This is a genomic window from Citrobacter sp. Res13-Sevr-PEB04-36 (assembly GCF_015672735.1).
In the GTDB taxonomy this organism is placed as follows: Bacteria; Pseudomonadota; Gammaproteobacteria; order Enterobacterales; family Enterobacteriaceae; genus Citrobacter.
The window spans coordinates 24,123-37,988 of the sequence record NZ_JADABY010000054.1; the positions used below are offsets into that span (position 1 = coordinate 24,123).

Annotated in this window: 5 protein-coding genes; 3 read left to right on the forward strand and 2 right to left on the reverse strand. The window is 55.3% G+C overall.

All coding sequences use genetic code 11. The annotated features are described in order from the left end of the window. Positions 1-124: 124 nt before the first annotated feature. A complete protein-coding gene (gene bamE, locus IMQ48_RS15835) occupies positions 125-469 on the forward strand; it encodes an outer membrane protein assembly factor BamE (protein ID WP_196209808.1) in 345 nt (114 codons plus the stop codon). Positions 470-523: 54 nt separating this feature from the next. Here bamE and IMQ48_RS15840 read toward each other — a convergent pair whose 3' ends face one another. After that, on the reverse strand, positions 524-802 hold the full coding sequence (locus IMQ48_RS15840) for an RnfH family protein (protein ID WP_230326448.1): 279 nt from the start codon (positions 800-802) through the stop codon (positions 524-526). A gap of 1 nt (position 803) precedes the next feature. After that, positions 804-1,247 (reverse strand): type II toxin-antitoxin system toxin RatA, encoded by a 444-nt coding sequence (gene ratA / locus IMQ48_RS15845; protein WP_196209809.1) that lies wholly within the window; start codon positions 1,245-1,247, stop codon positions 804-806. A gap of 154 nt (positions 1,248-1,401) precedes the next feature. Here ratA and smpB point away from each other — a divergent pair, with 154 nt between their 5' ends. Both smpB and IMQ48_RS15855 read left to right on the forward strand, forming a co-directional pair. After that, positions 1,402-1,884, forward strand: a complete 483-nt coding sequence (smpB, locus tag IMQ48_RS15850; protein ID WP_096759347.1) for an SsrA-binding protein SmpB — start codon at positions 1,402-1,404, stop codon at positions 1,882-1,884. 579 nt (positions 1,885-2,463) lie between these two features. Further along, entirely contained in the window at positions 2,464-13,836 is an 11,373-nt protein-coding gene (locus IMQ48_RS15855) for a BapA/Bap/LapF family large adhesin (protein ID WP_196209810.1), read from the forward strand. Positions 13,837-13,866 lie beyond the last annotated feature (30 nt).

Consider the following 13,866-nt stretch of genomic DNA (forward strand, 5'->3'; position numbering starts at 1 on the left):
GTTCAACATAAAATCGCCGTCCGACCCGACAGCAAAAGGTTTTAAAGTGGTGAAAGGTCTATTATCATCGGCATATTACATATGAGCCGCGTACTGCTCGGGCCCGAAAAGGAATCAAATCACTATGCGCTGTAAAACGCTGACTGCTGCTGCAGCAGTACTACTGATGTTGACCGCAGGCTGTTCCACTCTGGAGCGAGTGGTTTATCGTCCTGACATCAACCAGGGAAACTATCTGACTGCTAACGATGTATCCAAAGTTCGTGTGGGTATGACACAACAGCAGGTTGCTTATGCACTGGGAACACCGATGATGTCCGATCCTTTTGGTACCAATACCTGGTTCTATGTGTTCCGTCAGCAACCGGGACATGAAGGCGTAACGCAGCAAACGCTGACTCTGACCTTTAATAGCAATGGTGTGTTGACCAATATTGATAACAAGCCAGCATTGACCAGTAATCAATAAGCTGGTCTTCAGATAGCAAAAAAGGTGCTCAGTGAGCACCTTTTTTATTACCTGCTATTTGTTGGCAGATTTCTCAGCCCGCTTCCTGCGCAACTCTTTCGGATCGGCAATCAATGGCCGGTAGATTTCTACCCGATCGCCGTCATGTACGACATCAACAAGTTTTACCGGACGGCTGTAGATCCCAACTTTGTTTTTGCTGAGATCGATATCAGGGCGCAATTCCAGTAATCCAGATGCGCGAATGGCCTCTTCAACCGTCGCGCCCTCTTGCAGCGTCACGCGCTGTAAATATTGCTTTTCGGGTAGCGCGTACGCTACCTCGACGACCATTTTAGCCGACACTGACACTGTAAACCTCTTTTGCACGCACCGTGAAGGCCTGCACCATGTTCGATGCCAGCTCTTTAAAGATACGGCCGAACGCCAGTTCAATTAGCTTGTTAGTGAACTCAAAATCGAGCTGAAACTCAATGCGGCACGCTTCCTGACTGAGTGGCGTAAACTTCCACCCGCCAATAAGTTTTTTGAAGGGGCCATCGACCAGATGCATCAGGATGCTCTGGTTATTGGTCAACTGGTTGCGCGTAGTGAACGTTTTGCTAATCCCTGCTTTAGACACATCCACCGCTGCCGTCATCTGTCCCGGAGTCGATTCCAGAACGCGGCTTCCGGTGCAACCCGGTAAAAACTGGGGGTAGGATTTCACATCATTCACTAGCTGATACATCTGTTCCGCACTGTAAGGTACTAAAGCGGTCCGGCTAATCTGAGGCATAACAATTTCCATCTATATCAATCGAGCAAATAATACCATTTATCATCCGCTAAAAAAAACGCTATAGCCCAACTCGTGCTAAGATAGCGCCTTGCGCCCCGCTGGATGAAATGGGGTGTTTTTCGATTCCAGATTACCTATACTGAGCGGCATTATGACGAAGAAAAAAGCACACAAACCTGGCTCAGCCACAATCGCGCTTAACAAACGCGCACGACACGAATACTTTATCGAAGAAGAGTTCGAAGCGGGACTCGCTCTGCAGGGCTGGGAAGTCAAATCCCTGCGCGCGGGTAAAGCCAACATCAGCGACAGCTATGTCATTCTTAAAGACGGTGAAGCTTACCTGTTTGGCGCCAACTTCATCCCCATGGCGGTTGCTTCAACGCACGTGGTCTGCGATCCCACCCGTACCCGTAAGCTGCTGTTAAACCAACGTGAGCTCGACTCGCTGTATGGTCGAATGAACCGCGAGGGTTACACCGTTGTGGCGCTGTCACTGTACTGGAAGAATGCCTGGTGCAAAGTGAAAATTGGCGTCGCGAAAGGTAAGAAACAGCACGATAAACGCTCCGATGTGAAAGAGCGTGAGTGGCAGGTGGATAAAGCACGTATTATGAAAAATGCTGGCAGATAACACCTTCGTTTTGTGACCAGTCTCTCATTACGGGACTGGTCCTTATTATTTAGTTATTGAAATCGCCCTAATATATTCACCGTATTTATAGTTCCACATTACTGAATCGTTCAGACATCGAATAATCTACGCCTTTATTTCCTGGCGCTTATAGACTAATAAAATAAAACATCAAGAACCTCCTCGCTTTATTTCCCTTAACCAAAATAACACTATTATTACTGATGTTTATTATATACCCCCGCTATCATTAAAAAAATAAACTCATTAAATACATGTAGTTACAATGCATTTCGGTCTATAAAAAACTTTGCTTTTAATCCATCTAAAATATCAATCACTGTTTTTAATATGAAGAAGTTGCAGAATACTTTCTTTCTGACTATATCATCTAATACGAAAGAACTATTCAACGCCGAGGCCAACTCTTACCAGCTAATCGAACCGACATCGTTGTGATCTAATCAATGAAACCACATGTGTAAATTCATCCTCAGGATGAACGGGGCACCTGTCTGCTCATTTTCCCAGAACGCTGTTGCGGAATAATTCCCCCGGCAAGCCATCAGGAGTGAACATATGCGTCATATCGCCGTTGTATCAAAGTTGACTGGTGTATCTACGAATATCGAAACCTCCGAAGTGACGCTCAGTACCCCGTCCATCGTGAAGTTATCCGTTTCGCGTGAGGACATCAGCCAACTGACTCGTGTTAATCAGGATCTGGTAGTCACGCTCCGTTCAGGCGACGTTATCACGATTAAAAACTTCTATGTTGCAAATGGCAGTGATAAAAGCCAGCTCGTTCTCGAAGACAGCAACGGTGCTCTCTGGTGGGTTCAGGATACCGACGGCGCGTTCCACTTCCAGCATCTGGACGATCTCACACCGCTGATGGCGGCCGAAGGCAGTCATGACGGTGGTGCCATCTGGCCGTGGGTTCTCGGCGGGGTAGCGGCTGCGGGTGGCATTGCCCTCGCGGCAGGTGGCGGTGGTGGTGGCGGTGGTGGGAATAATCCTGGTAACGGGAATAACCCTGGCGATGGTGACGGTAACGGGAACGGGAATAACCCCGGCGATGGTGACGGGAACGGGAACGGGAATAACCCCGGCGATGGTGGCGGCAACGGGAACGGGAATAACCCCGGCGATGGTGGCGGCAACGGTAACGGGAATAACCCCGGCGATGGTGGCGGCAACGGTAACGGGAATAACCCCGGCGATGGTGACGGCAATGGTAACGGGAATAACCCCGGCGATGGTGACGGCGAAACTCCACCGATAACACCTGCGATCCCGGGTGTGCCTGTCATCACCAGCGTCATTGATAACCAGGAACAAAATACTGGCATCGTAAATCAGCAGGATACCACCAACGACAATACCCCTACACTTCAGGGGACGGGCCCCGCGAATACCACGTTGCATATTTACGATAACGGCACTGAAATTGGCCAGATCACCATCGATGCTAGCGGTAACTGGATGTTCACACCATCCCCACCGCTTACAGATGGCACTCATCAGTTTACAGTCAGCGCGTCGAACAGCGCAGGCAGCAGTGGCATGTCGGACAGCTGGGTCATTATCATCGATACCCTCGCCCCTGATGCGCCTGAACTCTCTCAGGAACTCGACGATGTCGGCTCCATTCAAGGGCTTATCGCCAGTAACGCCGTGATTGACGATGACACACCGACGCTCTCAGGTACCGGTGTTGCCGGCAATCTCATCAGCATCTATGACAATGGTATTTTGATTGGTACAAAGTTGGTTGATGAGAACGGTGACTGGACATTCACACCAGGTACACCGCTGAGCGAAGGCATCCACAATCTGACGCTAACGCAAACCGATCCTGCGGGTAACGTCAGTGCAGAAACCACCGTGCCAACCTTTACCGTCGATACCACCCCGCCTCCGGCGGCAGCGATTACCAACGTCAACCCGGAAGGGACAACGGTAACCGGCAGCGCAGAGCCTGGCAGCACGGTCAGTATTATCGGCAGTAATAATCAGCTGCTGGGTTCGGCCATTGTTGGTTCAAGCGGCAATTTCACCATCGCAATTTCACCGTCGCAGACCCACGGTGAATCGCTTACCGCAAAAATTCATGACGAAGCCGGCAACGTCGGGCCTGATACCACCTTCACAGCGTCAAACTCAGGCTACCCTGGCGTACCGGTTATCGTTAGCGTGATGGATGACGTCGCCCCGTCAACCGGGCCGTTGAACAATAATCAGGCGACTAACGATAACAAGCCCACACTTTCAGGTACAGCCGAAGCCAACAACACGGTTAAAATTTACGACAACGGCGTAGAGGTCGACAGCGTACAGGCTGATGGCAACGGCAACTGGAACTGGACATCAAGTTCACCGCTGGATGACGGCCCACACACCTTCAGCGTCACCGCAACCAACCAGTCTGGTACCGGGGGCATGTCGCTCGCATTCAACATCGATGTCGATACCCAGCCGCCGTCATCGCCGGACGAACTGAGCGTTTCCGCCGATGGTTCCGTCGTTACGGGAACTGCCGAACCCGGCAATACCGTGGTAATCACCGACCGTAACAGCAACCCAATTGGCAGCGGCGTCGTCGGGCCGGATGGTTCATTTATCATCACTATCAAGCCACCTCAAACCAATGGCGAAACGCTAACCGCCATCGCCACCGATCCAGCCGGAAATTCCAGTCCACCGGAAACGACGCTTGCACCGGACATTACCGCCCCACAACCACCTACAGACCTGGTGATTAATGGCGCAGGCGACCAGGTCACCGGCAAAGCCGAACCCAATAGTACGGTCAACATCCAGGATCCGCGCGGTAATGTTATTGGCACAACGACGGCCACTGCTGATGGGGACTTCACGGCAACGCTGGTTCCACCGCAGACCAACGGCGAGATCCTTACTGCAAACGCGACTGATGCAGCAGGTAACGAGGGGGGCAATACCTCCGTAACCGCGCCAGACACCACGGCGCCGGATGCACCAACAGACGTTATCGTCGCCGGAAATGGAGGCTCAGTGAGCGGCCACGCAGAAGCCGGAAGCACCGTCACCGTCAAAGACAGTGGCGGTCATATTATTGGCGAGGGTCAGGCGGACAACGGCGGCAATTTCACCGTTTCGATTACACCGGCACAAATCAACAGCGAAACCGTAAACGTCACGGCGACGGACGGCAAAGGCAACGAAAGCCTGCCAACGTCCGCAAAAGCCCCGGATCTCACGGCACCTGAACAGCCCATTATTATTGCTGTCACTGACGATGTTGCGGATTTCACCGGTCCCATTGATAACAATGGATTCACTAACGATGATAAACCTGAAATAAAAGGCACTGCCGAAGCGGGGTCTAAGGTTAAAATTTACGACAATGGCGCATTGTTAACCACCGTTACCGCCGATATCAATGGTAACTGGAACTACACCCCCACCTCGGCGCTAACGCAGGGAGCACACGTATTTACAGTGACGGCTACCGACGCCGCCAATAACACCAGCCCCTCTGCCAGCTGGAAGATCATTGTCGACAGCATCGCTCCCACAGTACCGGCCATTACGCTTATCAACGATGACGTAGGAACCATCACCGGCAACGTCGCGAACAATGGGGTCACCAACGATAAAACACCCACGTTCTCAGGGACAGGGGAGCCAGGATCGCTGGTGACGCTGTATGATAATGGCCTGCAGATGACGGTTATTCTTATCGACAGGTCAGGCGTATGGAGCCATAGCGTTCCAACAAAAGAGGCTCTCACCGAAGGCACCCACTATTTTACGGTAACCGCAACGGACGCCGCCGGTAACGTCGTCACCGCTCCTCCTGTCATCGTGACCGTTGACACTCAGGCTCCCGCAACGCCCTTCATTGGGAGCGCCACGGACGACGTAGGCAGTGTGCAAAGCGACCTGGCCACTGGCGGACGTTCAGACGATACCTTGCCGCTGCTGAAAGGCACCGGAGAAGTCGGATCCACCATTACTGTCTACGATGGTGCCACGCCAGTAGGTACCGTTACCGTCGGGATGGGAGGAGGCTGGAGTTTTCAGATAACCCAACCTCTGAGTGAAGGCCCACACGCGCTGTCGGCTATCGCGACAGATAAGGCGGGTAATGCCAGCAGCGCCGGAAATTTCACGCTGACTATTGATACTACCCCACCGGCCGCCCCGGTTATCACCTCAGCAGAGGGTCTTATTGGCAGTGATACAAAACCGCTGGCGAACGGCGGGAGCACCAAAAGCGAAAACCCCAAGCTGTCCGGTACCGGAGAACCGGGTGCGACGATTACCGTCTTTGATAACGATGTCCGTCTGGGGACTACTTCCGTGCAGCCAAACGGCACCTGGACATTTACCCCGACCTCGCTTGTGGAAGGTCCGCATAAATTCACGGCGACAGCGACCGATATTGCAGGCAATACAGGCATTCCGTCAGCGGGCTTTACACTGACGGTGGATAATCTGCCACCAACGAAACCCGAACCACCGACCATCACTGATGATACCAATCCGATAACCGGCATTATCACCAACGGCATCACCAACGATACCACGCCAACCTTCAGCGGTACCGGGAGCGCAGGGGATGTTATCGCCATCTATCTTGATGGCCGAACCGAACCGCTGGGCACGGCAACGGTAGGTGCGGATGGTAACTGGAGCTTTACGCCAACCGATCCGATTAATCAGGACAGTTACCAGGTCACCCTTACCGCAACCGATCCGGCAGGCAACGTCAGTCCACGCTCGGATGCCATTACCCTGGGCATCGACACAATGCCGTCCGCTCCGCCAGTTATCACCGCAGTTTATGATGACGTTGGTAACGTCAAAGGCGATCTTGCGCCCGGCGCCGTAACCGATGACACAACACCAACCATTCGCGGTACCGGCGCTAACGGGGATATCATCACTCTGTATAACGGCAGCACGGTGATTGGCACTGCCACCGTCGTGGGCAGTATCTGGAGCATCACGCCCGGTTCGGCGCTGGCAAACGGCAGCTATACGTTGACCGCCATCGCCACCGATGCAGCAGGAAATACCAGCGACGCTTCAGGCAGTGTGTCATTTACGGTGAACAACACCACACTGATCCTGCCACAGGTCACCAATATTGAAGATAACGCCGGAGTCTTTACCGGTTCTCTAACCAGCGGCAGCGTCACGGACGATACCACCCCGACGATTAGCGGGACCGGCACACCGGGCAGTACGGTGTTAATTTTCGATGGCAGCAATCCTGTCGCGATTGCCACGACCACCGTTGCAGCGAACGGCAGTTGGAGTATAGATGTTCCCCTCACGCCCAACGTCACTCACACACTGACTTTCGGTGCCCAGGATGCCGCGGGTAACGTACTGGCGGCAGGAAATTCCGTGACGTTAATCGTCGATACCTTGCCTCCTGCAATACCAACCGTCACCAGCGTAGATCCAAACGGGACGCAGGTAAGCGGCATGGCCGATGCTGGCAGTACTGTCATCATTCGCAGCGGTAACACTATTCTCGGTCAGGGGGTGGCCGACAGATTAGGAAACTTTGCCGTCACGATTTCACCAGCGCAAACAACCGGCCAAGCACTCAATGCCATCGCCCAGGATCCCGCAGGCAATCAGAGCGATCCCACGCAATTTATCGCCACCACGTCCAACGTGCCGCATCCTCCGACCCTTGAGATCGTTGATGACGTCGCGCCCATCATGGGGGTGATTGGCAATGGTAAAACCACCAATGACATCTTACCGCTGCTGCAAGGAACGGCCACTGCAGGGGCATCAGTGACTATCTATCAAAATGGTGGGTCTATCGCCACGGTAACGGCCAATGCTATTTCTGGCGCATGGAGTTATCAGTTACCCGCCCCACTAATAAACGGCACAACCTATAATTTCACCGTGTCGCAAACCGTGAATAATGTTCCCAGCGGCCAGACACCCAATTACACCATCACCATCGATACCGTCGCCCCGCAGGCACCGACCATCACCAGTGTCATCGACGATGTCACGCCAGGTACGGGCTCATTAGATAAAGGGCAGTTCACCAACGATTCGCGCCCAACGTTCAACGGCACCGGTGAACCTGGCGCAACGATCACTATCTTTGATGGCGATGGTGCATACGCCACCACCACCGTCAACAGTAGCGGATTCTGGAGCTATACCCCAACCGATGCACTGGGAGAAGGCGTTCATAATTTTACCGTGCGTGCGACAGATGCCGCAGGCAACCAGGGCGATGCGTCCAGCAATTTCTCCATTATCGTTGATACCCTAGCCCCGGACGCCCCCTCAATTGTGACGGTAACGGACAACGTCGGCAACACTCAAATACTCACCTCCGGAAAGTCGACTAACGATAACACCCCAACGCTCGCAGGTATTACCGAAGCGGATTCAGTTATCACCATCCGCGACAATGGCGCGATAATCGGCACGACCACCAGCGACGCAGACGGCAACTGGAGCTTTACGCCGCTTCCCGCGCTGAGTGAAGGTAACCATTCGTTGAGCGCAACCGTCACCGATGGCGCGGGCAACATTAGCCCGGCAACGCCGCCGTTCCTGTTGGTTGTCGACACACTGCCGCCCGCCGCACCGGTCATCACCTCGGTGATTGACGATCAGCCAGGCAACACGTCGCTGACTAACGGGCAACTGACCAACGATGCGCGACCAACGTTGAACGGCAAAGGAGAAGCCGGTGCCACCATTACGATAAAAGATAAGGGCGTCGAAATAGGTACTACGCAAGTAGACGGCTCAGGCAACTGGACTTTCACACCGGAAAATGCGCTAGGCCAGGGGCAACATGTCTTCACCGCAACGGCCACAGACCAGGCCGGTAATACGGGCGGGGCATCCACCGCCTTTACCCTCGAGCTTGATTCCGTGGCACCGCAAGCGCCGATCATTAGTAATGTGCAGGACAACACGGCCCCCACCACCGGGCCAATAGGTAACGGTCAGACGACCAACGAAACCCGCCCGGCGCTGAACGGTAGCGGTGAAGTTGGCGCGACTATTACTATTCTGAGTGACGGCTTACCCATTGGCACAACCACCGTCGGCGCAGGCGGCACCTGGAGCTTTACCCCAACCGACGCGCTGAGTAGCGGCCTGCATACGCTGACCGCCACCGCCACCGACAGCGCGGGCAATACCAGCCCTGCTTCCAGTGGCTTTACGCTGACGGTTGATACCGTATCGCCGAATGCACCAGTCATCACGCAGGTCAGCGATGATGTCGGCCCACTGACCGGAAATCTGAACAACGGCCAGGCGACAAACGATGCGCGCCCTACCCTCAACGGTACGGCGGAGGCCAATTCAACGGTCAAAATCTATGACAACGGCACGCTTATCAGCACGGTTTCAGCAGACGGGAATGGGGTATGGAATTTCACGCCGGGGAGCGATCTGGGCAACGGCAGCCACACGTTGACAGTGACATCCACCGACGCGGCTGGCAACGTCAGTGCGTCATCTTCCGGGTTTACCCTGATTGTGGATACCGTCGCCCCACAGGCCCCCACCATCATTCAGGCATATGATGACGTGCCTCCTGGTACCGGTACGCTGTCGAGCGGCGCCTGGACCAACGACACCCGCCCCGTACTGAGCGGCTCCGCAGAGGCCAATGCCCGGATTGCCATTTACGACAACGGTACGCTGCTGACGACGGTAACGGCGACGATAGATGGCTCTTGGGAATATCTGCCTTCTACGCTGGGCAACGGTCAGCATGTGTTTACCGCCATCGCCACCGATGCCGCCGGGAACGTCAGCCCTGCTTCAAGCAGATTTATTATTAATATTGATACAGTGGCACCATCAACACCGCTCCTGACCTCGGTGGTAGATGACGTCACAGGCGGCGTGTTCAATGCCGTACTGAGCAACGGGCAACTGACCAATGATGCCCGCCCTACGCTCAATGGCACCGCTGAAGCAGGCAGCACCGTCAGTATTTTCGACGGCAGCACGCTGCTCGGCACCGCCCTCGTGCAAAGCAACAGCACCTGGTTGTTTACCCCCACCGCTCCTCTGGGGAATGGTTCACATACCTTTACCGTCACCGCCACCGACCCTGCAGGTAACACCAGCGGTGCAACGGCGGGCTTTACGATTAACGTGGACACCATCGCCCCCACACTGCCGTCGATTAGCAGCATTATTGATGATGTCGGCCCCAATACCGGATCGATTGGCAACAACCAGCCCACCAATGACGCGCTCCCCACGTTAAACGGTACCTCGGAAGCCAATGCCCGGATCGATATTTATGACAACGGCAACTTTGTGACCAGCGTAACGGCGGACGACAGCGGCAACTGGAATTACACCCCGTCCGCCGCACTGGGTCAGGGGCCCCATTCATTTACTATTACCGCAACGGACAGCGCGGGTAATACCAGCGGCATGTCGGCTGCCGCTGCAATTGTGGTCGATACCGTCGCACCGGGTGTTCCCACCGGTCTTGCGGTTAACGCCAATGGCACCGTGCTGACTGGCGTTGCCGAAGCCAACAGTACGGTGATCGTCACGACCAGCGGCGGCACCGTGCTCGGTACCGCCACGGCCAATGCCTCCGGCAATTTCACCTTCACCCTGAATCCGCCGCAGATCAGCGGACAAACGCTACTGGTTAGCGCGCAGGATGCCGCCGGGAATACCGGCACGCCAGGCAGCGCGCTGGCCCCGTTTACCGGGGTGCCACCCGCGCCGATTATCGCCAGCGTCTTTGATGATATTGGTACGGTCACCGGCAACGTCGCCGCCGGGAAAACCACCAACGACACCCGCCCTACGCTCAGCGGCACGGCGCAGGCCAACGCCGTCGTCAGCCTGTACAATAATGGAACGTTGATGGGCACCACGACCGCGGACGGTAACGGACTGTGGAGCTTTACCCCTTCCGGCGCGCTCGGCGAAGGCAACCATGAGTTTACCGCCAGTGCGGCCAACGCCAACGGTTCCGGCGTGTTGTCGGGCGCATTCAGCGTGATTGTGGACACCACGCCACCGCCGCCACCCTCAGTGCTCATCAGCGCCGATGGCGGCACGGTCAGCGGCATCGCCGAAGCAGGCAGTACGGTCACTATTTCCCTGTCCGGCGGCGGCAGCATCACGGCGGTCGCCAACAGCAGCGGGATCTACAGCGTCACCCTGCCGGTTCGCCAGATTGAGGGCCAGTCATTGTCCGCTACCGCGACCGACGCGGCAGGCAACACCTCAACGCCGACCAGCATCCTTGCACCAGTCTTACCGTTATTGGCTGAAGACAACGTCACCCGCCTGGCGCTACAAACTGACTTCACGGTCACCAACGAGCACAAAAGTGATTATGGCTTTCTGCTGGTCAATGCTCTGGGTAATGTGGCGAACGTACTGGGAGACAACACCGCAAGCGTTAACTTCAATATCCAAACGGGCGGCAGCGGCGCCATCACCATCAACGCAGCAGCAACAGGCATTGTGCTGTCACTGCTGAGCACCATGGAGATTGTTATCCAGCGCTTTGACACCGGGCGCAACGCCTGGGTGACGGTGGTCGATACCGGTAAAGCCAATTTTGCCGACCTGCTGACGCTCAGCGCCTCCGGCGTAACGCTCAACTATGGCGGGCTGAGCGGCGGGGACTACCGCGTGGTCAGCTACAACACCAGCCTGCTGGCGACCGGGGCCTTCACCAGTCTGGACGTGGCAGTGGTCAAAACCAGCGCTGGATCGATCACCGGTGGCATGACCGAATCTGGCAACATCATTACCGATATCGATCCTACTAACGGGCAGGATAACGCACCTTCCGGCACGCGGGTGACGTCGATTACCGATGGCAACGGCAACGTGGTGAATATTCCTCTGAGCGGGGCTGATGTGCAGGGTAAATACGGCACCCTGCATATTAATCAGGACGGGAGTTATACCTACACCCTTACCAATAAAAACGCCTCGGTATACGGCCGCTCTGAAAGCTTCACCTATACGCTGACGCACGGCAACGACCACTCTTCGGCAAAACTGGTGGTGGCGCTGGGCCAGGGTCCGACGACCAGCACGGTGACGGCGGCAGACGATGTGGCTTCACTGACCTACGGCACCGAGGTCAGCGCGGTCGACCACGGGCCGTCAAAACAAACCGGCTTTACGCTCGCCAGCGTGGGCCTGGGGAATGTGCTGGACGTCAGTCTGGTAAACGGTTTGACCAACCCTATCAAATTCAACGTTGAAGACGGCGCCACCCGCACGCTGACAATTCAGGCCGACGTTCTCGGCGTGACGCTCGGCGGCTTTGATCTGTACGTCTATCGTTTTAATGACGCTATTCAGCAATACGAGAAATACCAGGTACAACCCAACTGGGTCACGGCGGTGTTAGGCGGAAAATCAAAGGATTACACCATCACACTGCCGGGCGGTGACTACCTGTTCCTGCTGAATGCCGGCGGCGGTCTGGCACTGTTGACCAGCTACACCCTGAATATTCAGGCCGATCACACCTATGCGGTAGACAGCCTGAGTGCCTCAACCAACGGTAATATTCTGGTCAATGATTCGGCGCCAGCCGGTACGGTTATCAGCGACGTGAACGGCGTTGCGGTCAACTTGACGGGCACAACACGTATTGACGGGCAGTACGGCACCCTGACTATCGATGCGAAGGGAAACTATAGCTACACGCTAAAAAGCGGGCTGGGTGCGGACAGCATCAATACACCAGACAGCTTTGTGTACACGGTCAAAGCGCCAAACGGCGATATCGGCAGCGCGTCGCTGAACATCAAGGCGACCCCACAAGCGCTGGACGCGGTGAACGACACCAGCAGCCAGATGGCGGTGACGACGTTGCAGGATACGTCTCAGCCCTTTAGCGATACCAGCGTAGGGACGGCCAGCTGGATGACCAAGCTTCTGGCCGCGACATCACAAAATGGCAGCGGCGTTATTGAAGTAGCGGCAGGTACAGCGGTGCAAAACGTAGTGCTGCACTTCAACGTGGTATCGGGTCTGGCGCTCGGCGGGCTAAACGTGGCCTGGGCACTGTATGACAGCAGCGGCAACAAGGTTGCCAGCAATTCATTCAGTGGCGGGCTACTGAGCAGCGGCAGTATCGATATTGCTCTCAACGGACTGGTGCTGCACGCCGGGAACTATCGCCTCGACTACACCGGCAGCGTCGGGGCACTGTCCATCGGGGAGATCACCATCACCCCCAGCGTAAAAGGCGCGATAGTCGATCTGGATAATTTTGAAACCGCAGGCGCCAATAGCGTCATCGGCAACATCTATGACGGCGACCATATTGCCAGCGTGCATACCCTGCTAACGGTGAATGGCGCAGGCGGCAGCACCGCCACGCTGGATCCGCTGGGCAGCAGCACCGCCAGTGCCACCATCAATGGGTTGTACGGCAAACTGACAATCGGCATTGATGGTCATTACACCTATACCCTCAACAGCGATGTCTCACTGGAATCCATCAAAACCAAAGAAACGTTCAATTACACCCTTAACGACCAGAAAGGGCATACCGATAGCGCCACGTTGACCATCGATATGAATCCACAGGTGATCAGCACCGCGGAGGCCGATCGGGTTATCGGCAGCACGTACGGCGATACGCTGATTTATCACCTGCTTAGCGCCAATAATGCAACCGGCGGCAACGGAACCGCGGACACCTGGAGTAACTTCTCGCTGGCGCAGGGAGACAAAATCGATATCGGCGATCTGTTAGTGGGTTGGAACGGGCAGAACGCCACGCTCGGCAATTATCTCACCGTGTCCACCAACGGTAACAACACGGTGGTGTCCATCGACCGCGACGGTACGGGCGCCACCTATCAATCAGCCAGCCTTGTGACACTGGAGAACGTACACACCACGCTCGATGAGCTGATCCAACAAAATCATATTGTGACCTGACGTTTGAACCAGAACGCTAAAACGCCATAA